This is a genomic window from Paraburkholderia sediminicola, assembly GCF_046026855.1.
GTDB lineage: Bacteria > Pseudomonadota > Gammaproteobacteria > Burkholderiales > Burkholderiaceae > Paraburkholderia > Paraburkholderia sediminicola_A.
The window spans coordinates 1-23,098 of sequence record NZ_JAQQET010000028.1 but is presented as its reverse complement, the minus strand read 5'-3'; the positions used below and the strand labels follow the sequence as shown (position 1 = coordinate 23,098).

At 57.2% G+C, this 23,098-nt stretch carries 24 protein-coding genes; 6 read left to right on the top strand and 18 right to left on the bottom strand.

Features of this window, described 5'->3' with window-relative positions; genetic code table 11:
- Positions 1-179 precede the first annotated feature (179 nt).
- The 7 genes from PQR40_RS27085 to PQR40_RS27055 all read right to left on the bottom strand — a co-directional run bounded on the left by PQR40_RS27085 (position 180) and on the right by PQR40_RS27055 (position 6,931).
- Positions 180-1,469: an MFS transporter gene (locus tag PQR40_RS27085; protein WP_408393073.1), complete on the bottom strand. Its 1,290-nt coding sequence runs from the start codon at positions 1,467-1,469 to the stop codon at positions 180-182.
- A 43-nt stretch (positions 1,470-1,512) separates the two neighbouring features.
- Positions 1,513-2,949, bottom strand: coding sequence for an amino acid permease (locus PQR40_RS27080; RefSeq protein WP_408510247.1), 1,437 nt, complete (start codon positions 2,947-2,949; stop codon positions 1,513-1,515).
- Between the two features lie 102 nt (positions 2,950-3,051).
- Positions 3,052-3,444 carry a YybH family protein gene (locus PQR40_RS27075; RefSeq protein WP_408393079.1) on the bottom strand — a complete coding sequence of 131 codons (393 nt, stop codon included), beginning with the start codon at positions 3,442-3,444 and terminating at the stop codon, positions 3,052-3,054.
- An 81-nt stretch (positions 3,445-3,525) separates the two neighbouring features.
- Positions 3,526-4,557, bottom strand: a complete 1,032-nt coding sequence (locus PQR40_RS27070; RefSeq protein ID WP_408393082.1) for a 4-hydroxyphenylpyruvate dioxygenase family protein — start codon at positions 4,555-4,557, stop codon at positions 3,526-3,528.
- An 87-nt stretch (positions 4,558-4,644) separates the two neighbouring features.
- Entirely contained in the window at positions 4,645-5,598 is a 954-nt protein-coding gene (locus PQR40_RS27065; RefSeq protein ID WP_408510226.1) for an MBL fold metallo-hydrolase, read from the bottom strand.
- 144 nt (positions 5,599-5,742) lie between these two features.
- Complete coding sequence (locus PQR40_RS27060) at positions 5,743-6,156, bottom strand: RidA family protein (RefSeq protein WP_408393087.1); 414 nt, start codon at positions 6,154-6,156, stop codon at positions 5,743-5,745.
- A gap of 100 nt (positions 6,157-6,256) precedes the next feature.
- Positions 6,257-6,931 (bottom strand): Crp/Fnr family transcriptional regulator, encoded by a 675-nt coding sequence (locus PQR40_RS27055; protein ID WP_408393089.1) that lies wholly within the window; start codon positions 6,929-6,931, stop codon positions 6,257-6,259.
- A 272-nt stretch (positions 6,932-7,203) separates the two neighbouring features.
- Here PQR40_RS27055 and PQR40_RS27050 point away from each other — a divergent pair, with 272 nt between their 5' ends.
- Positions 7,204-8,160 carry an alpha/beta hydrolase family protein gene (locus PQR40_RS27050; RefSeq protein ID WP_408510225.1) on the top strand — a complete coding sequence of 319 codons (957 nt, stop codon included), beginning with the start codon at positions 7,204-7,206 and terminating at the stop codon, positions 8,158-8,160.
- Between the two features lie 73 nt (positions 8,161-8,233).
- On the opposite strand, the gene PQR40_RS27045 is transcribed toward PQR40_RS27050, so the two are convergent.
- The 3 genes from PQR40_RS27045 to PQR40_RS27035 all read right to left on the bottom strand — a co-directional run bounded on the left by PQR40_RS27045 (position 8,234) and on the right by PQR40_RS27035 (position 11,225).
- Entirely contained in the window at positions 8,234-9,361 is a 1,128-nt protein-coding gene (locus PQR40_RS27045; RefSeq protein WP_408510224.1) for a porin, read from the bottom strand.
- Between the two features lie 240 nt (positions 9,362-9,601).
- Positions 9,602-10,384 (bottom strand): transporter substrate-binding domain-containing protein, encoded by a 783-nt coding sequence (locus PQR40_RS27040; RefSeq protein WP_408393097.1) that lies wholly within the window; start codon positions 10,382-10,384, stop codon positions 9,602-9,604.
- 391 nt (positions 10,385-10,775) lie between these two features.
- A complete protein-coding gene (locus tag PQR40_RS27035) occupies positions 10,776-11,225 on the bottom strand; it encodes a GNAT family N-acetyltransferase (protein WP_408393099.1) in 450 nt (149 codons plus the stop codon).
- Between the two features lie 174 nt (positions 11,226-11,399).
- On the opposite strand from PQR40_RS27035, the gene PQR40_RS27030 reads away from it, so the two are divergent.
- The gene (locus PQR40_RS27030) at positions 11,400-12,002 is read left to right on the top strand and encodes a helix-turn-helix domain-containing protein (protein WP_408393102.1); all 603 of its coding nucleotides are present in this window, start codon (positions 11,400-11,402) and stop codon (positions 12,000-12,002) included.
- 149 nt (positions 12,003-12,151) lie between these two features.
- Here PQR40_RS27030 and astC read toward each other — a convergent pair whose 3' ends face one another.
- The 6 genes from astC to PQR40_RS27000 all read right to left on the bottom strand — a co-directional run bounded on the left by astC (position 12,152) and on the right by PQR40_RS27000 (position 17,138).
- A complete protein-coding gene (gene astC, locus PQR40_RS27025; protein ID WP_408393105.1) occupies positions 12,152-13,369 on the bottom strand; it encodes an acetylornithine/succinylornithine family transaminase in 1,218 nt (405 codons plus the stop codon).
- A 57-nt stretch (positions 13,370-13,426) separates the two neighbouring features.
- A complete protein-coding gene (locus tag PQR40_RS27020; protein WP_408393107.1) occupies positions 13,427-14,182 on the bottom strand; it encodes an amino acid ABC transporter ATP-binding protein in 756 nt (251 codons plus the stop codon).
- A gap of 30 nt (positions 14,183-14,212) precedes the next feature.
- Positions 14,213-14,713, bottom strand: a complete 501-nt coding sequence (locus PQR40_RS27015) for a hypothetical protein (protein WP_408393110.1) — start codon at positions 14,711-14,713, stop codon at positions 14,213-14,215.
- A 168-nt stretch (positions 14,714-14,881) separates the two neighbouring features.
- Entirely contained in the window at positions 14,882-15,649 is a 768-nt protein-coding gene (locus PQR40_RS27010) for an ABC transporter permease (protein ID WP_408393113.1), read from the bottom strand.
- 3 nt (positions 15,650-15,652) lie between these two features.
- On the bottom strand, positions 15,653-16,330 hold the full coding sequence (locus tag PQR40_RS27005; RefSeq protein ID WP_408393116.1) for an ABC transporter permease: 678 nt from the start codon (positions 16,328-16,330) through the stop codon (positions 15,653-15,655).
- 10 nt (positions 16,331-16,340) lie between these two features.
- Complete coding sequence (locus tag PQR40_RS27000) at positions 16,341-17,138, bottom strand: transporter substrate-binding domain-containing protein (protein WP_408393118.1); 798 nt, start codon at positions 17,136-17,138, stop codon at positions 16,341-16,343.
- Positions 17,139-17,707: 569 nt separating this feature from the next.
- Here PQR40_RS27000 and PQR40_RS26995 point away from each other — a divergent pair.
- On the top strand, positions 17,708-18,214 hold the full coding sequence (locus PQR40_RS26995) for an SDR family NAD(P)-dependent oxidoreductase (RefSeq protein WP_408393121.1): 507 nt from the start codon (positions 17,708-17,710) through the stop codon (positions 18,212-18,214).
- Positions 18,215-18,416: 202 nt separating this feature from the next.
- On the opposite strand, the gene PQR40_RS26990 is transcribed toward PQR40_RS26995, so the two are convergent.
- Both PQR40_RS26990 and PQR40_RS26985 read right to left on the bottom strand, forming a co-directional pair.
- The gene (locus PQR40_RS26990) at positions 18,417-18,689 is read right to left on the bottom strand and encodes an RraA family protein (RefSeq protein WP_408393124.1); all 273 of its coding nucleotides are present in this window, start codon (positions 18,687-18,689) and stop codon (positions 18,417-18,419) included.
- 351 nt (positions 18,690-19,040) lie between these two features.
- Complete coding sequence (locus PQR40_RS26985) at positions 19,041-19,625, bottom strand: TetR/AcrR family transcriptional regulator (protein ID WP_408341191.1); 585 nt, start codon at positions 19,623-19,625, stop codon at positions 19,041-19,043.
- 134 nt (positions 19,626-19,759) lie between these two features.
- On the opposite strand from PQR40_RS26985, the gene PQR40_RS26980 reads away from it, so the two are divergent.
- The 3 genes from PQR40_RS26980 (at position 19,760) to PQR40_RS26970 (ending at position 23,035) form a co-directional block, all read left to right on the top strand.
- A complete protein-coding gene (locus tag PQR40_RS26980; protein WP_408394661.1) occupies positions 19,760-20,515 on the top strand; it encodes an SDR family NAD(P)-dependent oxidoreductase in 756 nt (251 codons plus the stop codon).
- Between the two features lie 65 nt (positions 20,516-20,580).
- A complete protein-coding gene (locus PQR40_RS26975) occupies positions 20,581-21,984 on the top strand; it encodes an MDR family MFS transporter (protein WP_408510223.1) in 1,404 nt (467 codons plus the stop codon).
- A gap of 82 nt (positions 21,985-22,066) precedes the next feature.
- Positions 22,067-23,035: an alpha/beta hydrolase gene (locus tag PQR40_RS26970; RefSeq protein WP_408341195.1), complete on the top strand. Its 969-nt coding sequence runs from the start codon at positions 22,067-22,069 to the stop codon at positions 23,033-23,035.
- Positions 23,036-23,098: the final 63 nt, after the last annotated feature.

Below are 23,098 nucleotides of genomic sequence, written 5' to 3'. Positions count from 1 at the left end.
GATTGGATTTGACTTACTTCGATGGCCCGAGTGGGTCCCCGTCTACGAATTATTGAGTAGCCCGGGCCATTCTCGTGGTATCCGCAGATACAAGAAAAAAGCTTTGTCCCCGTAGAAAAGTGCTCAGCGATCGGGGAATACGGTGGACGAACCGGAAGATAAATGAGGGTTGCCGCCGCTCATTCGTCCAGATCCTGGCCGGTGCGATCCTTGATGAACGGCAACGCAAAACACGAAAGCAGCACACAGACGATCAGGTACCACGCGGGCGCAAGGTTGCTTCCTGTCATGCGGATAAGCCAGATCGCCACTACCTGTGCGAAGCCGCCAAACACCGCCACGCCCACGCTGTAGACAATGGACATGCCCGTGGCCCGAACGGGACGTGGAAACATTTCCGGCAACATGGTGAGAGCGGGTGCCGCCTGTAGCGCGAGCAGAGCACTGAGACCCGCGACAGTGACCAGTAGACTTTCAACGCCCGGATCACGCGTAAGCCAGACAAACGCCGGATAAACCGCAATCGCAATCAGTAGCCGTGGCCAGAACACCAGCGTCTTGCGGCTGGTCCGGTCTGATAGCAGACCCGCAACGGGCGCGACCACGAACGTTACCAATCCTGATACGAGTCCCGCTAGCAGCGCCGTCGACGTACTCAGTTTCAGTTCGCGGATGGCATAGGTCGGTAAGTAGAAGCTGACCACGTAAGCTGCCACGGTCGACCCGACGGTCAGGAGCGTCCCCAGCAAGACGAAATTCCAGTGATCGCGCAGAACGATGACAATCGGCGCACGCTTGTCGGTGGTAGGCTCTGGCGCGTGTTCATCGAGACGGCGACGGATCGTCATGCCGATCGGCGCAATGAGGATCCCGAGCAGAAACGGAATACGCCAACCCCAGGCTTCGAGCGCGCCGGCGGACAACGCGAGGGATAGCAGCCACGCAACGAATGCGCCTATCGACACACCGAGGCCCTGGCTCGCAAACTGCCAACTGCCTAGAAAAGCGCGATTCGCGTTGGTTCCGGACTCAATCAGCAAGGTTGTCGACGCCCCAACCTCACCGCCTGCAGAAAACCCCTGAATCAGACGAGCCGTGACGATCAGCATGGGCGCCACCAGCCCTGCTTGTGCATAGGTCGGGGAAAAGCCGATCATCCCGCAACCGAGCGCCATCATAAAAATGGTCAGCGTCATGGCTGCTTTGCGCCCTGCCCGATCCGCATAGGCGCCGATCACGACGCCTCCGAGGGGACGCATGATGAAACCCACCCCGAACGTCGCCACCGCCGCGAGAAGCTGTCCGTAACTCGACATGGCAGGAAAGAAGACCTTTCCAATCGTGATCGCAAAGAAGCTATAGACGGTGAAATCGAAAAACTCCAGCGCATTGCCGATTGTTGCGGCGACAATCAACTGGGACCGATTAAGTCGAGCCTTGCGAACACCTGTCGCGCTGATGCTGCTCATGTCATCTCCGTGATTCGGGAACAAAGGCCATCCGCATCGCTGGTCAAAGGACACCAACAGACGTTTCATCTACGCGTCTTTGCCGACGCACCACGCGCCGTTGCAGAACGAACGCACCATAAACCGCCGCGACCCAGAACGGCATTGCGTAGACGGATATACGGACGGCGGGGGTGAGGAACAGCACCACCGTGATGAGCAACATGAAGGCAAGACAGAGATAATTCGTGAACGGTGAAAACGGAGCAGGAAACGCTGCCTGCTTACCGTTTCGCTGCATCGATGCACGAAACTTCAGGTGCGTAACGATGATGATGACCCACATGAGAACGAGACCCGCAACGACAAGCGACATCAACAGTTCCAGTGCGCCACGCGGCATCACGTAGTTGAGCACGATGCACAGCGCCGTATAAGCGGCGGGATAAAGAATCCCGGCATAGGGGACACCGCGCGAACTCACCTTCGCCAGAAAGCGAGGCGCCTGCCCTTCTCGTGCCATGCCGTACAGCAGCCGGCTGTTGCAATAGACCATGCCGTTATAGACGGACAACGCAGCAGTCAACACGACAACGTTCAGCACATTGGCCGCAAGCTTGCTACCAAGCACGGAAAACACCATGACAAACGGACTGTTGCCGTATGTATCGCCACCCGCTTTCAACGCCGCGAGGAGGCTGGTCCAGGGCATGAGCGCCATGAGAATCAGCATGGAACCCACGTAGAAGATGAGAATGCGGAACAGCACCTGATTGATGGCTTTTGGAATCGTCTTTTTGGGGTTCTTTGCTTCTGCCGCCGTAAAGCCGAGCATCTCCAACCCGCCGAAGGAGAAGGAGATGAAAGCCAGCGACATGATCAGACCGTGCCAACCGTTCGGCAGGAATCCGCCGTGCGTCCAGAGATTGGCCACGGTGGCGTCAGGTCCAGCCTTGCCGGATCCAAGAAGAAAGATGCCCATGGCAATCATTCCAACCACGGCACCGACCTTGATTACCGCAAGCCAGAATTCTGTTTCACCGTATGTACGCACGCTCACAAAGTTGAGCGCGTTCACAATCACGAAGAAAACCAATGCCGAGGCCCACGTAGGTATGCCAGGCCACCAGAACTGAACGAATTTCCCGGCTGCGGTGAGCTCGATCATGCCCACCAGAACATAAAGGAGAAAGCAGTTCCAACCAGAAAAAAAACCAGGAAACTCGCCCCAGAAGTTGTGCGCGAAGTATCGGAACGAATCCGGGACTTGTGTCTCCACCAGCATTTCGCCCAGATATCTGGCGATCAGGAACATGATGACGCCAACAGCTGCGTAGCCCAGAATCATCGACGGACCGGCAAGCTCGAGGACGCCAGCCGAACCGAGGAACAGCCCCGTCCCAACCGCGCCTCCTAACGCGAGCAACTGGATATGGCGGTTGCTCAAGCGCTGCTTCAACTCGCCTGTGCCGGCGCTTTCAGACCGGCCCGTGTCGGGCATCTGAGCTTGCGATTTCATGTTTTTGTCTCCAATCTTTTTTTCGTCTCGGGCGGCGACCTGTTCGTTCGTGTCGACGCCCGGCGCCTCCGATACAGCCGGTGCTTACACCGGGTGGTCCGTGTTATCGATATCGACAGCAACGACCCATTCGCCCTTCTCCAATTTCCAGATCACCACGTACTTCCCACGGATTTCGACCGGCTCACCGTTGCGCGTCAGTCTCACGACGTAGCTGCCTACGTCGTACGCGATGTCAAGGCTCGCGGATATGGTCAGCGTTGGGGTATAGAGCGCCTTGAAGTCAGGGCGCGTGAAATAGGTACGCCATACGGCGATAACCGCGTCATGGCCAACATGCCGCGGCTGTCCCGGCTGCATATACACAGCATCACTCGCGTAGATCGACGCTATCGCATCGATGTTTTTCTCCGCTATCGCGGTCATCCACACGTCATAGCGGGAAAGCAGATGGTCCCGAATGTCCTGTTCTGTCATGGCATCATTCCTTCAAGGTTCCCGTTGACCAGGATGAGTGAACGGGTCGATAGCAGGGACCGCAGGCTCCCCGCCGAACGGTCAGTTGAGCGAGCCGCGTTGCTGCTGATCCTTCTCCTGCGATTCGAACAGGGCCTTGAAATTGCCTTCGCCGAATCCGTCTTCTCCGCGGCGTTCAATTATTTCGAAGAACACCGGCCCAATCTGGCGCTTCGTGAAACGCTGCAGCAAAATCTTCCGCGAACCCTTGCCGTCGACCAGGATGCCACGTTCAGCCAGGTGCCCGATGTCAAGACCGTGCCCCGGAAGACGCCCGTCGATTCCGTCGTAGTAGTTCTGCGATGGCGCAGCCATGAACTCAATGCCGGCAGCACTGAGCTTTTGAATGGTGTCTTCGATGTCGGACGTCAGCAGCGCAATGTGTTGAATTCCTTCGCCACCGTAATCGCGGATGAATTCATCGTTCTGGTTGAGCACGCCCGGTTGGTCATGGGCCGCAGCGGCCACCGGTATCGACACGCGACCGCACGGGCTCACCATTGAGCGCGCGCGCATCCCGGACATGTGACCTTTGACTTCCAGATACTGCTTCTCCGCGAACCCGAACGTGTCGCGGTAGAAGTTGGCCCACAAGTCGAGGTTCCTCGGATGCACGATATTCGACGTATGGTCGACGGCCAGGATATTGGCGTCACCTTCCCGCGTGTTTCGGGTTTCGACCGGAAGCGAAAAGACCTCGCGAAAATCGCCGTCGACAAAGTAGACGAGACTATTGCCGATACCGAGGATTGTCGGCGTGTCGAGCACAAACTCGCCTTCCTGTTCAGCAAAGGCGCCGGCAGCACCGCCGGCCAACGCCTGCTCGTGGGCCGCCTTCGCGTCGTTGACGCGAATCCCGATTGCACGCACCGACGCACCATGCTGGGATTCGAACGCATTCGGATTTCCGTTAATGACGAACGCGGCCGCGCCTTGCGTCATCAGGAGCATGTCGCTCTTCGACTTGCCGCAAAGGCGGAAGCCAAGGTTCTCGAAGAGCTCGACGAGCTGAAGGGGTCGGGATGAGACGAACTCTACGAACGCGAACCCGTCGGTTTTAACTCGAGTATTCATAATATTATGTAGTATTCCAAAATATATGCCATAGACTGAGCCGGAGGGAACGCGGTCTCATTCGACAATTAACCCGTTCTGCCCGACTTACGCTTCCAACTGCCGCCACATCTCGACGTCGCGCTCTGCCGTCCAGATTCTCGGATCATCAAAGCCAGTCGCTTCGTCGTAAGCGCGCGACACGTCGAACGGCATGCAATGATCGAAGATGACCCAGTCGCTATAACGCGGTTTCATGAAGGCGTAAACCTCGCGATAGATGGTCTTCAGGTCTTTACCATCCGCGACGCCGCGACTCACTTCACCGTATAGATCGGTGAGGAAAGCACGCGTGCCCGCCAGACCCTGACGCACTTCAACCGCGTTCTTGAGCGCCGGCCCGCGTCCCGGAACCATCTTTTCCGCCTTGAAGTTCGACAGTGCGTCGAGCGTGGTCGGCCACGCGCGGAAATAGGCGTCGCCACAGTAAGGCGTCGACTGGTATTCGACCAGATCACCGGCAAAGAGAATCTTCTGCTCCGGCAACCAGGCAATGGTGTCGCCTTTGGTATGACCGCGGCCGACCTGCTGGATCTTCACTTCCAGATTCCCCAGGTTGACAGTCATTTCACCCTTGAACGTCATGGTCGGCCACACGAGACCGGGTGGAATCGATTCGGCGTTACGGAACAGGCGAGGGAAACGGCCGATTTCGCTGGCCTTGTCCTGCTCACCGCGTTCGACAATCAGGTCATATGTGTCGCGGCTTGCGAAAATCTCCTGAGCCTGATAGGCCGAGGCGCCGAACACGCGAACAGCATGGTAATGCGATAACAGAACGTATTTGATGGGCTTGTCGGTGACTTCGCGAATGCGGCGAATCACGTCTTGCGCCATGACCGGAGTCGCCTGCGTGTCGATGACCATCACGGCGTCATCACCAATGATGACGCCGGTGTTCGGATCGCCTTCGGCGGTGTAGGCGTAGGCGTTGTCGGAGAGTTTCTCGAACGAGACGACCTTATCTTCGAGGTCGCCATGCGAGGCGAATGCTTTGCCCATTTGGCGGGTTTCCGTTCATAAGGATGAACAACCCGCTCCTGCACGTTACGCGCGAATGCGCAACACTGTGGCCTGTCCACATCGAGGAGCGGAGGTCAATGGAGTATCGGTTCCGGCGTTCGAAGCCGCCGGCGACAGCGGAGCTTACTTGCGAGCCGCAGCGACGACCTTGATCTCGACGATAAGCTCGGGGCGAGCCAACGCGGCGATACCGAGAATGGTCCACGCCGGGAAGTCCGAGCGAATGTATTGCTCCTTAACCTCGCGGAACGTGGCGAGTTGCGAACCCACATCGACGTGATAGGAAACGAGTTCGACGACATCCGTGAAATCGAGGCCCGTATGCTTGAGTACGGCCTCGATACGCCTGAATGCAACGTCGATCTGCTCCTTCGGGTCTTCCGGAATCGATCCATCGGCCCGTAAGCCGATTTGCCCGGCGATGAACACCAGCCCATTGGCCGTCACGGCCGGCGAGTACTGAAACAGGTCGAAAATGCGGTTGCTTCCGAAGGTCGCATCATCGTCGGGGAGACGCAGGCGCTCGATTTTGCTCATGGCAGTCCTTCAATCAACTGGTGCGGTACGGGGAAATTGATTCCAACGTGCCCACTTTAAGTGACCAGCTGCTCTGCCGTCTGTATAGCAAGATACCAAATCAACCGAGAAGCCTGGACGAGTCGAGCACCCAGATCCGGCGCTGCCGGAGTTCAATCGCGCCGAGCGTCGTCAAGCGCTTCAAGGCACGCGTCACGGTGACTCGGGTCGCGCCCGTCATGGCGGCGATTTGTTCATGGGTCAGAGGGATAGATATCAGCGTCCCGCCCTCCCTTTTCTCGCCGTACAGCTCAGCCATCCGTCCCAATAGCTCCCCGATTCGCATCTCCGGCTTCGGAAGCGCTAGGTACTGTATGCGGGACGCGAGAATCCGCTGTTTGAGCGCCACGATGCGCATCAGCGAGATGGCGAGTTCGGGACAGGACGGAATTGCCGTCGTGATAACCCTGATGTCAAATTCAATCAGTTCCGAATTCTCGGCGGCGACTGCTGTTGCGATGCGCGGAAAGCCGTCCATTGCAGGAGACTCGCCAAACATCGCCCACGGCCCCATCATCTCCAGCATGAACTCGGCGCCATCGCTCTGAAAAATCGAGACTTGGATACGGCCTGAAAGCAAAAAGTAAAAGGTCAAGCCGAGCTCGCCTTGACGATAAATCATGTTGCCCTTCTCAACCTTTATCTTCCGGCCGAGATGCGCTGCACGAATCCATACGCCCGCCGCGGCGTCGTCCATATGCCATGTCTCGGTGGTCGCCGCGACGCTCTTGCTCAAACCGGTCTCCTTTCGTTTAGGCATGCTGAGACGCGTATTGTGGCACGGACACAAAGCCGGTTCGATTGCGTGTTTGGCGCGACTCAAGGTGAATCGCGTTCCGGCAACGGTAAAACGCTAGCGATCCAGATTTGCTTCCTGTTAAAATATTGGCATTAAATTAACATGAGTCTGACATCCTTTCGGACAATGTGAAAGGCCCATTTGATGCCCTGCGAGCTCTCGCGCAGGCAATCGCAATTGCAGCCAGATTCATAATCGAGGAAATGTAGATGCCCAGTCCAGCCTCATCCCCATTGATACTTGAAAAGCAGGGAAGCTTTTTTGTAGGCGGCCGAACAATCCAGTCCGGCATGCTTTCTCGACATCCTGCGTTCGAGGCATCTGGGACGTTCTGTGTCGATCAGGTATATGTCCGGTTCCAGATCCCTGCTTCAACACTGCGACAACCGCTGATCCTCGTTCACGGTTGCTGCATGACTGGAAAGACCTGGGAAACAACACCAGACGGCCGGATGGGTTGGGACGAGTATTTCCTCAGGCAAGGACACCCCGTTTACGTCGTCGACCAAGCATGGCGGGGGCGTTCCGCTGCGGACGTGACCACGGTCATTGGCGCGCGCGCTGGACAAATCGCGCCTGGCGAAATGCCTGCTGTGTTTATGAATGCCCAACAGGGTGCATGGAAGAGCTTCCGGTTTGGGCCGGATTATCCAAACGTCTTTCCCGGCCTGCAATTTCCGGTTCACGCCATCGATGAGTTCTGGAAGCAGATGGTGCCGGACTGGAGCGAGGAGTTGCCCGCGCCGAACCCCACAGTCCCAGCAATTCTGGAGCTCGCCGGGATGCTTCGCGGAGCAGTTGTCATTAGCCATTCCCAGTCAGGGTTTTATCCCTTCCAGGCAGCGGCAATGTCATCGTCTGGCATCCGGGGAATCATTTCGATCGAACCGGGCGAATGTCCTCCTGCCGACGGAGATCTTGCGCCGTACATGGATATCCCGATTCAGATCCTGTGGGGAGATTACGTAGACCAATCACCGCGTTGGTCGCCCCGGCTTGAATCTTGTCAGCAGTTTGTGACGGCGCTCAATGCTGCTGGCGGTCACGCAGAAAATACGCTTTTGCCGGATATCGGCATCCTGGGAAATTCACATATCCTGATGCAGGACATGAACAGCCTCGACATCGCCGAATGGATTTCGGATTGGATTGAGCGCTGCGTTTGATAGTGTGAAGTATGGAGCGATCCCGAGGGTTTTCCTCGGGATCGCGTAGCCGGCAAGCTCACGAAATCTGGCGTCAGAATCGATGCCGGATACCAACAATGAGTAACTCCTGACTCGCGTTGCCGGGCGCAACCGTGGTATCCGAAATCACTGCCTGCGCAGGCCCCAGCCCGTTTTGTCCCGCTGCATGACCGTACGAAGCTATGCCGTAGATATCCGTACGCTTGCTTAGGGAGCAATCGGCGGCCAGGTTAATCGTATGGTAGGTGGCAGAAGAGTCGCCGGCTGACTTCATGTAATCGTAGCCAAGCTCAAGCTGAAAAGGAGGAGATACCTGCCAGAGTGCGAATATCGAGCCGTTGTTGTATCGCTCGCTGCCACTAAACGTTGATGCGGCGTCTGCAAGATACTCCGAAAAGCTGTAGTACCCCCCGAAAGTTACTGGCCCAACTGTGTAGTTCGCTGCGACACGCGTGATGTCGATGGCTTTCGCTGTCGAATACGCTGAGTTCACAGGCGACTCGAAGATACTGTCCGAGCTCGTCGCTCCTCGCGTCGATATCGTGGGATTGCCATTGTCGATATGAATATACCCAGCGGCGACTACCCACGAAGAGGTGGTGTACGACATCGCGCCACTATAACTTTGACCAGAACCGACCGCCCCCGCCACGTTCCCCAGGGAATACGTCAAGTTCACCCGAAACCCCGACCAATCCGGACTTGCCCACTTGATCGCATTGTTCTGGCGCACAGTGCCGTCGCCAATATCCACGTCTCCCGGTGCGGCAAAGTACTCGAGAAAATAGTTGCCCTGCGCCGGAAACACCAGATCAAAAAGCGCGTCGTACTGCCGACCTAATGTGACCGTTCCGAACGTGTCCTTTGACAAACCGACGTAAGCCTGTCGCCCGAACATACGACCTCCTTGCCCGAGTTTCCCAGTGTTCGGGTCAAAACCATTCTCGAGTCGGAACACCGCCTGCAGTCCCCCGCCGAGATCCTCAACGCCCTTCAGTCCCCATCGGCTCCCGCTCAGCTGTCCGGACACCATCGCAATCTGGTTACTCTTCCCACCGGCATTGTGCGCATACTGAATAGAGTCGTCCAGTACACCGTACAGAGTCACCGAGTTCTGAGCGAACGACTGTGCGCTGCTCGACGAGAGGATCGCGGCAGCAATAACAATAGGTTTTTTCATGTTTCACTGGTTTTTGAAAATAGATTTAAGGTATCAACGCAGTAGCCTCTTAAAATCGATGCTCATCCTATTTTTAAGTAGTATTACTGACTAATATCAAAATCTCTTCTTACCTTGTATTTCGTGTCCCCTTAATTGATGGAAGTCAGCTCAGATTTCGAAGCCTTTCCGCGCCGAATCTGTGAGCAGGCTCCGCCATCATCTGCGATGCTTCAGATTCAAACAGCATCCAGGCTGAACTTACATCAGAGAGAAGGGGAAATATTTCTTGCGGATACGGTCGTAGGTTCCATTAGCGATGATCGCAGCGAGTGCGTCGTTCAGGCGGTTACACAGGGCCGTATCATCCAGACGAACCGCAATTGCATTTCCTTCTCCAAACACGCCGCCCTTCAGGTCCGGACCAACAAACTCGAAGTCGTCTGACTCCGGCCGTTTGAAAAAATCTGTCGCCGTTGTCGCCTTGACAGCAAGGATCAGATCAACGCGTCCGGCCACCAGGTCCAACTCAGGTTGACGAGTATCGTCATAGCGAACAAGCGTCGATGTCTTGTCATACCCGTTCGCAACAAGCCACTGATCTTGCCCCGAACCGCGTTGCACGCCGATCCGCTTGCCCTTCAGCGCGGCAGGGCTGATATCGTGTACCGACGCGCTCTTGGGCGCCACGAATGTTGACGCGAACTGTTCGTACTTGTTGGTGAACAGGACCTGCTTTCGACGAGCGGGTGTTGTTGCCATGCTCGCTACGATTGCGTCGTAACGATCTGCTAAAAGTGCGGGAATGATACCGTCCCACGCCTGAGCGACGATCTCGCATCGAACCTTCATCTGACTACATAAGGCGTTTGCAATGTCGACATCAAATCCCTGTAACTCCCCGTCCGCGTCCTTATAACTGAAAGGCTTAAACGTGCCTTCTGTTGCAACCCGTAGCACACCATCAGCCGCATGAGCAGGGACGACACACAACGCAGCCAGCGACGCCGCGGCAACCGCTACGATATCTTTCAGAACCCTCACACATCTCCTTCCTGACATGACTATCTCCTCTTAAAAATCTGCTGGGCAGCCGTTTTTTGACTCGAACACCTCTGGATGTACGGTAGATCGACGTTAATGTGATGTCAATTCTTTAACACCATGCAAATACCGAATGTAGGGTTTACGGCGAGAGCGACTCGTGCAGGTCGCTGCACGAGATCGCGTCAGCACGCAACAGACGTTGTGACTATTACTGCAGTAATACTAACTAAACCGAACGATCACACTTTTCCAAACGTACCCGGCAAAATCCGCCTTCTTTCCAGAGACAAGAAAAATACCCTTGCGCAGAACGTGCTTCTAGCCTGACTTCGCGCTATGAATCGCTTCCCGCCGAATGGGCAATTTGAACGGAGACGCCCATGGTGAGTTACAAGTCCAGTCGCAAGCGCGGGCCGACTTCCACAAACCCCTCTGAAAGATAGAATCCCAAGGTGCGGTGCCACCTGGGTTGGTGAGGCGCGCCGACGTCCAGTCGTCTCCATCCACGCGATCTTCCAAAGTCGGCGGCCTGATGCATGAGCATTGCCGCGATCCCCTTCGACCTGAATTCTGGCGTCACATATAGCTCGGTGATTTGCCCGAAGGCACCTCCGGCAAAGATTGCGACACCATCCGTCATCAAAAGAATGCCGACGGGGTCCTGGTCGTCAAAGGCCAGATATCCAAAACTGCGCTCCGTGTCCTGCAGGACTCGCTCCACCGAAGACGTCTGGTACGCAGGCCCTGCCTGACCGTCATTTAGTTCCGCAAAGAGACACTCGACGAGCCTACCGACAGCCGCCACATCGTCAGGCGTTGAACGGCGTAGTTCTATCATTGAGATTACCAATCGAAATCGTGGATGATGTGGTTAGCTGTTGCAGAAAACCCCCGAGGCTTCGGCGCACGCTCATATAATGTCCGTATGGATTTCCTCTAAACCGTTCCCGATTGACCACATATGCCAAGATCGCAAGCAAAACCTCCGGTTCAGGAAACACCTGAGCTCGACATGTCCGAGAAGCAGCGCGATCCGGCCGTAGAAAAAGTATCGCGCGCGCTCGCCGCCCAGATTCACGCATTTCGCACTTCAGCAGGACTCGCATCGGGCACACTTGCAAAGATGGCTGGCATTTCTCATTCGATGCTTTCCAGAATTGAGAAAGGAACCGCGACGCCATCGATCGAGACGCTCACAAGAATTGCGAATGCCTTAGGGAAACCAGTATCCCGATTCTTCGTGGATCAGAGTGACCGCCATGACTGCTCGTTCGTGCCAGCGGGGCAAGGCGTCACCGTCGATCGGGAAGGCTCCTCCTTCGGCCATATCTATCGTCTGGTTGGACATGTGCTTTCAGGAAACCTCTCAGTCGAACCGTATGTCGTCACCCTCGACGAGAAGTCACAGCCCTGGTCCACGCATCAGACAACGGGCATCCAGTTCCTACATGTCCTGGAAGGCAAAATGAAGTATCGATACGCCAACCGGATCTACGATTTAAAGCCCGGCGACAGCATGCTGTTCGATCCGAACGCGGCACATGGACCAGAGGAAATCGAAAGCTTGCCAGTACGCTTTCTGGCTGTATTCTTCAACATCCGGGACTACAGCTAGATCTTCCCTTTGGCCACAATCCGCCCTTCCATGCCGGCCTCCTTAGTCAACTCACGCATCCTCAGACCAGGCGGAACCCGCATCGAACGGGACTAACCACTCCAATCCGGCCAGATCGTTCGGAACTGCGCGGATTTCGAGGCGCCTCATCACTCCGCCGCGAAGGTTTCGACTGCACGCTCGAGCGCGGCGAGTCCGTCGTTCAACACATCGATCGGGATGACTAACGACGGTGCAAGCCGCAAAACGTCTGGGCCCGCCATCAGCGTGAAGATCCCGGCCGCATAGGCATGCTCCACGAGCTTCGCCGAGCGCCCACGATAGTTGCCGTTCAACTCAGCGCCGATGAGAAGTCCACGGCCTCGAAACTCGGAAAAGACATTGATTCGTCGGTTGATCTCCTGCAACCTCTCGAGGCAAATCCGATTTCGCAACTTCACACCCTCCAGCGTTTCCGGGCGTTGGACAATCTCCAGAACCTTATTGGCCACGGAAGCCGCGAGTGGATTTCCGCCGAACGTACTCCCATGAGATCCCGCCGTGAAATGATCACCAATGCTTGCAGTGGTGATCATGGCACCAATAGGAAACCCATTCCCCAAGGCCTTGGCTGTTGTCAGGATGTCAGGCGTTATTCCGTAATCCATATAGGCGAACAGGCACCCTGTTCGGCCAATTCCCGTCTGTACTTCGTCGAAAATCAACAGCGCTCCCACCTCGTCACACCGCTGGCGAAGTGCGCGCACAAACTCCAGTTCCGCCGGTTTCACACCGCTTTCACCCTGAACGAGCTCCACTATCACCGCGCATGTCTTCTCGCTAATTCCGACGCAGGCAGAACTCACGTCGTTAAAGGGGAGGTGCCTGATACCAATCGGCAACGGGCCAAATCCGGCGCTATATTTAGGCTGCCCACCTACGCTTACCGTGAACAGTGTTCGTCCATGAAATGAATGATCGAACGCGATGATCTCGAACTTCTGGCCGTTGACGCTTGCACGATCAGAAGCGAACTTGCGTGCGAGCTTCAGTGCAGCTTCATTTGCCTCGGCTCCCGAGTTAGCGAAGAAAACCCGGTCTCCGAAGGTGGCATCCGTCAATTGTCGCGCAAGCTTCAGGACCGGCTCGTTTGTAAACACGTTGCCGATATGCCAGATGGCTTGACTTTGTGCACCGAGCGCGGCGACGAGATCCGGGTGGGCATGCCCCAAACCAGTTACGGCGACGCCCCCTGCCAGATCTATGTAACGTCGACCGTCTGCGTCCCACACATATGAGCCTTCCCCTCTGACCGGAATCAGGCTTGCCGGCGAATAAACAGGCGTGATGAGCTCACCAAAGTCACTGCGCGTTACTACGTCTTGCAAAGGATTTCTCCAGTAAAAACATGAGGCGTTATCTCATGAACGTTCCGTGGAATGCTGCTATTTGTGAATCATCTGGCTAAGAAACCGTTGGGCCCGATCGGTTCGGGGAGCGGTAAAGAAATCCGTCGGACTGTTGTCTTCAAGGATCTCACCTTGATCCAGAAACAGAATCCGATCGGCGACTGCTTTCGCGAAACCCATCTCGTGTGTGACGCAGAGCATGGTCATCCCGTCCTCCACCAACAGCGTGAGTGTGTCCAGAACTTCCCGCACCATCTCGGGATCAAGCGCGGACGTAGGCTCGTCCAGCAACATGATTGTCGGTGCCATGCAAAGTGCTCTGGCAATCGCGACACGTTGCTGTTGGCCACCCGATAACTGCGCCGGATGCTTGTGGGCGTGGCTGGACACCCGAACGCGCTCCAGAATTTCCATTGCGCGCGCCTCTGCCTCCTTGCGCTTTATCCCACGGACTCGCATTGGCGCCAACGTGCAATTTTCCAGCACCGTCATGTGCGGAAAGAGATTGAAATGCTGGAAAACCATTCCGACATCGGCGCGTACCATGCGCACGTTTTTTACATCGTCGGTGAGCTTGATTCCGTCCACGTGAATGTCGCCCGCGTCGTGCTTCTCAAGCCGGTTGATGCATCGGATGAGTGTCGACTTTCCCGATCCCGAAGGACCGCACAGCACAATCTTCTCGCCACGCCGCACATTCAGCGATATTGACTTCAGCACATCAAACGCTCCGTAGCTTTTGCAGAGACCTTTGATGTTGATGACAAACTCGGCATTCGTTTCTGTACTCATGACACGCTCCTCAACATGCACGCGACCGGCTCAACGGGCAACACGCTGGATCTGATTGCAGAACGCCTGGGCCGCCGGACTGTCTTTCCAGGTCACCACCTTTCCGTCGGACAGCCTATGACGGCCGTAGACGATCCAGGGATCGTCTACGGTACCGACCCGTTCATCTATTCTGAAGCGGCCCGGATTGTCCACGGCAAGCGAGGTGTAGGTGAGGCCACTTTCGTACTTGCCCGCAAGCAGACCGTCCGCAACCGAGGCCGTTGAGGTCTCTGCAATGAGCCGGAGCCCTTCCGTATTCACGTAGTCACGCGTGGCAGGTTGAAGGGCGAGCGAAGCAGGTCTATTGACGTCTATCCGGGTGACGACAGCCATATCTCTACTTTCAGAAACAAACGCGTCTATGACGAAAAGCTGCTTGCGATATCTGGCGACAATTTCAGTCGTCGACGGATGCACCGCGACCTGAACGATATAGTCGGCGTCGCCATTCATAACAATCTGTGCGGCCGAGTCGAAGTCGAGAACCAACTCTATGCTCGCCTTGTTTTCAATTCCATGGAACTGAAGGTAACGGCGAGTTACGAACTCGTGATTACTCCCGCCTGGTCCGAGTGTTAAAAACCGAATCACTTCCGCATCTCCATAATGTATTTCCAGACAACCCTGACCTCTATGTCACGGCTCTTCAAACCTGATTCAGGTCGCATGTACATCGTTGGCGCTCCGCGATTTCAGGGCGGTAGCGCTCTTGCCCCTTCTCGGCGCCGCAAACTGATCCTGCTTCCCCGTCTTGCGGGCGATCATTTTCTCCAGCATACGGAACGTGTTCGATACGATGAATGTCATCGCCAGATAGACGAGACCTGCAGCGACGAAAATCTCGTAAGGCGCGTAGGTCTCGCTCACCAGAAGCTTCGACGTTCCCGTCAGTTCCATGATCGTCACCGTCGAGGCGAGCGACGTTGCCTTGAGGTTCAGGATTGTTTCATTGGCGTATGCCGGCAGCGCAATTCGCACTGCGATCGGAGCCTTGATTTTCGTGAGAATCGCTGCATGGCTTAGCCCCAACGCTTCTGCAGCTTCAACGATTCCTTTTGGCACGGCCGACAGTGCGCCCATCAGAATGCGGGCTGTATAGGCCCCCGAGTTCAGTCCCAGCGCGATCACCGCACACGTGAACGGATCTCGAAGTAAAGGCCACAGGACCGAGTGCCGGACAAAGGAAAACTGACCAAACCCGTAGTACAGAAAAAAGAGTTGAACAAGCGCCGGGGTTCCACGGAACGCGCCGATATAGAAACGCACGCAGACATCGAGAAATCTCGACCGGCTCAAACCGAGAATAGCGGTTGGCACACCCACGATCAGACCGACCACCATGATCGCCGCAAATAGCTCAATGGTGACCGGTAGCGCGGATAGCAGCCTCGGAAAGCTCGAGAACAGTAGCGAAAAATCAAACATAGCTCACCTTGCCAAGGCAGTTGCAGTCTTCCGACGGGCAGTGCCGAACGCGCTCGTCATCGCGAAGCTGAGTACGAAATACAGAACTCCGGCGACCAGGTAAAAGAAAAACGGACGGTTGGTCCCCTCGACTGCGAACCCTGTCCGGCGCATCAGATCTTCCAGCCCGACAAGCGAGACCAGCGCAGTCTCCTTGAGCAGGACAGTCAATTGATTGCCGAAGGCCGGGATTGCAAGTCGCCACGCCTGCGGCGCAATGACGTGTATGAACTGACGGTATCCGCTAAGCCCCAGCGCGGCAGCCGCCTCGAACTGACCGCGTGGAACTTCCAGAATCGCGCCGCGAAAAATCTCGGTTGCGTAGGCGCCAAAAACGAGGCCAAGTGAGATCGCTCCGGCTCCGAATGCGTTGATCTCGATCGGCTTGCCAATGACATGCGAGAGAGTCGAACTCCCTCCGTAATACACGAGAAAGATCACCAGCAGGTCCGGAACGCCGCGGATGGTTGTGGTGTAAGCACCCGCAAAATGCCTGAGGACACGCGACGGAGACAGCTTTGCCGCAGCCATCAAGATTCCTATCAAGGACCCTATCGCAGTTGCCGCCAGAGCCACCAGCAACGTTGTAACGGCTCCGAGGATAATGAGCCCGCCGTAGCCGTCTAAAGTCAGACTGGACATGCTGACTCCCCTACATCAATTGGAAAGGGAAATACTTCTTGCGGATCCGGTCATAGGTCCCATTCGCGATGATGGCGGCAAGCGCTGCGTTCAAACGGTTCCACAGATCGGTGTTGTCGAGGCGCACAGCGATCGCGTTTCCGTCACCCAGCACGCCCCCCTTCAGTTCCGGTCCGACGAACGTGAAGTCTCCCGATTCGGGGCGCTTGAAAAAATCGGAATAGAAAGTCGCCTTGTTGCCGATGATCGCGTCGACGCGTCCAGCCACCAGATCAAGTTCAGGTTGCCGGGTGTCGTCGTAAAGAACGAGCGTCGCCGCGCTGTCATAACCGTTCGCCGTCAGCCACTGATGCTGCGACGACCCCCTCTGCACGCCAATACGCTTACCTTTCAGACCGGCTGGCGAGACGTCCTTGATGCCACTGTCTTTGGCGACAATGAAACTCGACGTCGTGTCCTTGTACTTGTTAGTGAACAGGACCTGCTTGCGCCGGGCCGGAGTCATGGACATGGAGGCGACGATCGCGTCGTACCGGTTAGCCTGCAGGCCCGGGATGATTCCGTCCCACGCCTGCGCCACGATCTGGCATTTAACCTTCATCTGGGCGCACAGGGCATTTGCAACGTCCACGTCGAAGCCCTGCAGTTGACCACTCGCATCCTTGAAACTCCACGGAGGGTACGTGCCTTCCGTTGCCACGCGCAGTGTGTCGCTCGCCGAAAAAGCAGGTGCCGACATCCCCAGCGCCGCCACCGCCAGAGCGCAACCCAGTAATCCCCAAAGACGCTTTAACAAACTGATCGACATTGTTAGTTCTCTCGCGATAGCGGCGGACCGTCCGCCCATGAGAGATAAAGTACCCATCCGTTAATTTTATGTCAATATTTTAACCACATGCAATTTCATTAAAAGGGTAAACGCTGATAGGTCCTTGCTCAGCGCTGCCTTGCGTATTGCCTTCACCGGAGAACGGCCGTCACGAGGAAGCCACCGCTGAATTGCTCTGCTATCTGGTGGCGGGGCAACTGGTTGCGCGAGCGTGCATGGGCCCCTGGCTGAGAACCGACCATGCCGTGGAGCTGCTGACCATTTGGATGAACGGTAACGGAGCGCAAGGCGACTGGCTGGACCGGCTGTATTTCGCGGCCTGTCGGAAAAGGTGGTGCCGGATTTTGCCGAGTTGCTAAGGTTTGCAGATCCATTTTGGCTTACGCAAATGTTTACCGACGACTGGCGTATGAATTACCGGTCGGCAATTGTCCGCACCCCCACGCCCCCCAAATGGCTGGGAAGCACAGTTTGCGACCAACCATCTTGGCCACTATGCACTCGTGAACGGGCTGTGGCCCGTGCTTGCACACGGTAACGGTGCACGCGTGATCGCCGTCTCGTCACTCGGACACCGCGGCTCGCCAATACGCTGGGATGACGTGCAATTCACGCGCGACTACGACAAGTGGCTCGCGTACGCACAATCGAAAACCGCCAACGCGCTTTTCGCCGTTCAGCTCGACGAGTTCGGCGCACGCGACGGCTTACGAGCCTTTTCTGTGCAACCGGGAAAAATCTCTACACCGTTGGCGCTACATATAACCCATGCAGAGATGGTCGCGGCCGGCTGGATCGACGAGCAGGGCACGCTGCTCGACCCGACTTTCAAAACACCTGAGCAGGGCACGGCAACCCAGGTGTGGGCGGCGACGTCGCCCCTCCTTGCGGGGCTTGGTGGTCTCTACTGCGAGGATTGTGATGTGGCGCGGGCGACCACTGGCGATGCGGATGCCGGCGTACACCCACACGCCATCGATCCGGAGCAGGCTGAACGCCTCTGGAAGCTGTCGGCGGAGCTGGCGGGTGTCGACGCGTTCGCATCACGCGTTTGAACTCCGGAGGAGAGACTGAGAACGCCCCCTATCGCTAACGCCGGCTAGCGATAGGGCTAGATTTCTCGACCAGATTGCAGATTTCCTGCTTCGTGCTCCGGACACCCGAGGCAGCGCCCGCCGACCCTCATCCCAAAGCACGAACGCCGAGTTCAAGAAACACAGCGCACTTGCCTCACAACACAACAGCGACGCGCAGGCGTTAGAGCTCGTCCCACGACGTCACGTTATTGCTCATCACCATCTGCAACAGCTCGCCTTCCTGTTCGGCAATGCGTGTGGCCAGTTCGATCACCTTGTCGACCTGTGCATCCGGAACACAGACTACGCCACTTTCGTCGGCGACGATCCAGTCTTCGCGAGAAATGGACACACCGGAGATCGTGATCGTTTCGTTGATCGACCCGAAGGTGAATTCGTTACGGCTTCGGCGTGGGCAGACGCCCACTGCCCAGACCGGATAAGGGCCGCGCATTATTGGGCGTCGATGCTGACATAACCCGCCAGCGCAAGAATTTTGCACGGTTATCGAGGTTCCAGGTCCCGGAGTGGGCCGTTCACGGGAGTCTCTGCATGAAAAAGCAGGTGCGCGGTTGCGCTTACCAGCCGACCGCAAGCGACCGGTTCGGCCGCAACTCTTTGGAAATGGGCTTCATGCGGAGGGCTGTTTTCCGGTGCAGATCCGACGTTTGAATGGCTTTGTGAAAGCGCGGACCAACGTCCGTAGTTGGCCGAACCCAGCCAGATGACGACCGACCGAGTTCGACCCGCAAGGGACCTTCAGCTTTCTTGATAACGGACATTCTTTAGCAATCCGGGCGAGGACTCAATCCGATATCCCGACGCAGGTCTGGATCGCTGCAGCTACAAAAGCCGCGACTTTGCGGGAAGATGCACTCGTGAGCGTTGGCGACTCGAGCATATGGCGCATCGTGGCCAGTCCGATCACATACGATCCGATCAGCGCGGCCCGTATTTCCGCATCCCGTCCCTTCAACTTCCTCGCCAGCGGCTGTACGAATTCCGCATGAAAGCGCGCGGAAACCATCTCGGCCGTGTCCGGGCTAGTTGCGCCGAGTAACAGCAGACGCAATGGATTGAACTCCCCGGTTACATTAGATTCCGCCATCACCTCCGCCACCAGAAATTCGCCTACCGTATCGAGCGACTCCGGCAGGTGCTCTTCAACGTGGAAAGCACCCTCCACAACCTGCGCGAACAATCCTTCCTTTCCACCGAAATAACGACTGACGAGCGCCGCATCTACGCCGGCTTCGCTCGCAATCTCCCGGAGCCCTACATTCTCGTAGCTTCTTCGCGAGAAGCAAGCGCGCGCGGCCTCGAGAATACGCTCCCGCGTATCGGAAGCATTACGCCCGCTTGCGGGGGTGGACCGGGTTGAGTCTGTCACAACACGTCTCCTTGTTGTCGAATTCGGTTGACCGATCAATGCGCTCATTATGTCATCAACTGTTGACACACGCAAAGGGTTGATCGACAATCAATGTCATCACTCGTTGACTTAATCGGACTGAAGGAGGATTTATGGCGGAAAGAACGCCCAAACTTTTGGGCAAGGTAGCCCTGGTTACCGGCGGATCAAGCGGCATCGGGTTGGCTTCGGCCCAGTTGATGCACGCACATGGCGCATCAGTCGCCATCGTCGGGCGCGATCCGCGCAAGCTCGACGAAGCCGCGAAGGCCATCGGCGAGCGTACGTTCGGCATCGTCGCCGACGTCTCCAACGTGTCAGATATAGATCACGTCATGTCAACGGTCCGTGCACGGCACGGACGCATCGATGTCCTCTTCGCCAACGCCGGAATGTCGCACTCGCCGACTCTAAGGTTGGTTGACGAAGCGGCCTTCGATGCGATGGTCGGACTCAATTTCAAGGGCGTATTCTTTACCTGTGTACGCTCGCTGCCGCTGCTGTCAAATGACGCGTCGATCATCCTGACTGGCTCCGCGGCGGCGGACATGGGTCGTCTTGGCGACCCGGTCTACGCGGCAACGAAGGCGGCAGTTCGCAGTCTTGCCCGCACGCTCGCCAATGACAGCGAGCTGACCGGCAAGCGCATCCGGGTCAACGTGCTGAGCCCGGGCGCCGTCAAAACACCGTTAACAAAGATGGCCTACGAGTTGCCGGAGGTTGATGCGTACGTTCGGAAGGCGATCCCTCTGGAACGTTGGGGCGAACCGGAAGAGATTGCCAAGGCGGCGCTCTTTCTGGCCTGCGGTGACTCGTCTTACATGACGGGCAGCGTGCTGGCCGTCGATGGTGGGATGGCTCAGGTATGACGCGCGCTACCAGCAAGCGCGATGTCACACGCCCACCCGCTCTCGAACGGTCGGACACGACAATCATGGCAGTCCTGCTGCCCCTGATGCTCGTGTTGTTCATCTCGACACTTGACCAGACCATCGTTGCCGCCGCACTGGGTCGCATTGGTGCAGAGTTGGGAGACGCCGGCAACGCTCCCTGGATCGCAACCTCGTACCTGCTTACCAGCGCAGTCACCACGCTGATCTTCGGCAAGCTTGGCGACATGATCGGACGAAAACCGGTCTTTCTGGCCTCTGTCGCCATTTTCGTTGTCGGTTCCGCGCTGTGCGCCGCAGCACCGAACATGGCGTGGCTGATCGCGTTTCGCGCGTTCCAGGGTCTGGGCGGCGGCGGACTCAACTCTCTCGTCATGGCCATCGTCGGAGATCTGGCACCGCCGCGCGAACGAGCGCGCTACCAGGCTGTTCTCGGCATCGTTCCTGCAATTGCGATCATTCTCGGGCCGGTGCTCGGTGGCGTCATCGTCGACCACTGGAGCTGGATCTGGATCTTCGTGATCAACGTTCCGATCGGCTTGCTTGCGTTCGGTATCATTGGCGCGCGCCTTCACCTGCCCGGACGCGCACGCTCTCACCGGCTAGATATCTGGGGTTCCGTGCTGGCGATTGTTTTCACGACAAGCTTTCTTCTCTCGATGGTTTACGGTGGGCAGGCCTATCCCTGGAGCGCCTGGCAGACGCTCGGTCTTGCGGCAGTGACACTAGTGTCGTTGCTTGCCTACCTGGCGGTCGAACATGCCGCTGCGGAACCGATCACTCCATTGCAACTCTTTGGCAACAGCATTTTCGCTGTATCGGCGACGCTGTTTTTCCTTTCGACCGCGGCGCTCTTCGTCGGCATGCTGTACGTCCCGCTTATGCTGCAGAGCACTTTCGGGCTGGACGCGTCGGTGTCTGGGGCTTCCATCGTACCGTTGCTACTGGGGTTGATCGTCGCAACGATGGTAACGGGCGGCATCATTTCGCACTCGGGCAGGTACAAGGCTTTCCCGATTGCCGGTGCGATCCTGTCTGGTATCGGCTTCTGCGCGCTCGCCCGCATCGACCTGACGACACCACTGTGGCATGTGCTGATCATGCTGGCTGTCATCGGAATCGGCCTGGGCTTCTTCATCCAGGTCGTGGTGCTGGCCGGGCAGAACGCGGTCGAGCATCGGCACCTGGGTGTGGCGACCGGCGCACTGAATTTTTTCAAGACGCTGGGTGGTGCAACGGGCGCAGCCGTATTCGGCTCGATCCTGACGGCCAGGCTGGCCCGGGCAGGTAACGCTGGAGAAATGCTGCACGCCTACGGTTCGGTTTTCGTCAGTGCTGCCGCGATGATGGGCATTGCCTTGCTGCTCGCGTTGCTACTCCGGGAAAAACCGTTGTCTGCCGAAATGATCGAAGTCGCGGAAGGACGTGTCGATGTGCCCGAATACTGAACTCAAGACAGGGGCGGCAGCTCAATCGCCCGGCAACCCAATCGATGCGGTGCCAGCCCACTGCGTCGAGCGGCCCATTGCGATGCGCAACGGCACCTTCAGCCGCCCCTTGGGTCGACGCCTCGAACTCCTGGCATGGCTGCTGAAACTCAGCGAAAAAAACAGTATAGAGACCTGCACCGAAGCAGAGATAGAGGCGGACCAGAAGCCCATGCCGCGCAACCTGCTGACAGATTGGATATTCGGCGCGCGCGCCGCTGGCGTCGTGATCAGCGACAGCCCTCGCGCGAGCGACTGTCCCGCGATTCGCCTCTACGTACCTGATCGACGCGACGCAGGCTGTCCCGGTCTCCTTTACTTTCACGGCGGCGGCTGGGTATCCGGCGATCCGGGCTTGACCGACTGGTGGTGCAGCGCGTTTGCGGCCCATACCGGCACGCTGGTTGTGTCCGTCGATTATCGACTCGCCCCACGGCATCGGTATCCAGCCGCCCTGGAGGACGGCTACGCGGCGCTGTGCTGGCTTCATCTGCATGCGGTGCAACTAGGTATCGACGTCGGACAGATCAGCGTCGCGGGAGACAGCGCGGGGGCGAATCTCACCGCCGCACTGTGTCTCTATGCCCGCGATCTGGGCGGCCCGCCGATCTCCGGCCAAACGCTGATCTGTCCGGCACTGGACTTGACCTTGAGTTCACCGTCGATGAGCGAGAAGGCTCACGCGCCGTTGTTGACGGCGCGGGCCGTCTCCGCCTATGCGCGGCACTACCTGGGAGATCCAGCGTTGGCCCGTAACCCATTGGCATCGCCGCTACTCGCGGAGAACTTATCGGCTTTGCCGCCCGCGCTAATCCAGGTCGCCGAACATGATCCGCTGAGAGACGACGGATGGCGCTACGCTGCCCGGCTACGCGCCGCGGGTGTCGAGGTACGCGTCACCGAATATGCCGGCGCGCCGCATGGTTTGACGACTTTTTCCGGCTTGACCCGTCTGTCTCGGCACGCACTCGAAGAAGCTTGCGCGGCAAGCGCAATAATCTTCAAGCAGTGACTAAAGACAGTGCGAGTCGAACGATTGTTGGCAATCTGGAAAGCGGCGCTGAAGGGCCGAAAC

Bases quoted from the DNA above. Each gene is read 5' to 3' on its own strand.
- PQR40_RS27085 (WP_408393073.1), bottom strand. From the start codon at position 1,469: ATGAGCAGCATCAGCGCGACAGGTGTTCGCAAGGCTCGACTTAATCGG.
- PQR40_RS27080 (WP_408510247.1), bottom strand. From the start codon at position 2,949: ATGCCCGACACGGGCCGGTCTGAAAGCGCCGGCACAGGCGAGTTGAAG.
- PQR40_RS27075 (WP_408393079.1), bottom strand. From the start codon at position 3,444: ATGACAGAACAGGACATTCGGGACCATCTGCTTTCCCGCTATGACGTG.
- PQR40_RS27070 (WP_408393082.1), bottom strand. From the start codon at position 4,557: ATGAATACTCGAGTTAAAACCGACGGGTTCGCGTTCGTAGAGTTCGTC.
- PQR40_RS27065 (WP_408510226.1), bottom strand. From the start codon at position 5,598: ATGGGCAAAGCATTCGCCTCGCATGGCGACCTCGAAGATAAGGTCGTC.
- PQR40_RS27060 (WP_408393087.1), bottom strand. From the start codon at position 6,156: ATGAGCAAAATCGAGCGCCTGCGTCTCCCCGACGATGATGCGACCTTC.
- PQR40_RS27050 (WP_408510225.1), top strand. From the start codon at position 7,204: ATGCCCAGTCCAGCCTCATCCCCATTGATACTTGAAAAGCAGGGAAGC.
- PQR40_RS27045 (WP_408510224.1), bottom strand. From the start codon at position 9,361: ATGAAAAAACCTATTGTTATTGCTGCCGCGATCCTCTCGTCGAGCAGC.
- PQR40_RS27035 (WP_408393099.1), bottom strand. From the start codon at position 11,225: ATGATAGAACTACGCCGTTCAACGCCTGACGATGTGGCGGCTGTCGGT.
- PQR40_RS27030 (WP_408393102.1), top strand. From the start codon at position 11,400: ATGTCCGAGAAGCAGCGCGATCCGGCCGTAGAAAAAGTATCGCGCGCG.
- PQR40_RS27020 (WP_408393107.1), bottom strand. From the start codon at position 14,182: ATGAGTACAGAAACGAATGCCGAGTTTGTCATCAACATCAAAGGTCTC.
- PQR40_RS27010 (WP_408393113.1), bottom strand. From the start codon at position 15,649: ATGTTTGATTTTTCGCTACTGTTCTCGAGCTTTCCGAGGCTGCTATCC.
- PQR40_RS27005 (WP_408393116.1), bottom strand. From the start codon at position 16,330: ATGTCCAGTCTGACTTTAGACGGCTACGGCGGGCTCATTATCCTCGGA.
- PQR40_RS27000 (WP_408393118.1), bottom strand. From the start codon at position 17,138: ATGTCGATCAGTTTGTTAAAGCGTCTTTGGGGATTACTGGGTTGCGCT.
- PQR40_RS26990 (WP_408393124.1), bottom strand. From the start codon at position 18,689: ATGCGCGGCCCTTATCCGGTCTGGGCAGTGGGCGTCTGCCCACGCCGA.
- PQR40_RS26980 (WP_408394661.1), top strand. From the start codon at position 19,760: ATGGCGGAAAGAACGCCCAAACTTTTGGGCAAGGTAGCCCTGGTTACC.
- PQR40_RS26975 (WP_408510223.1), top strand. From the start codon at position 20,581: ATGGCAGTCCTGCTGCCCCTGATGCTCGTGTTGTTCATCTCGACACTT.
- PQR40_RS26970 (WP_408341195.1), top strand. From the start codon at position 22,067: ATGCGCAACGGCACCTTCAGCCGCCCCTTGGGTCGACGCCTCGAACTC.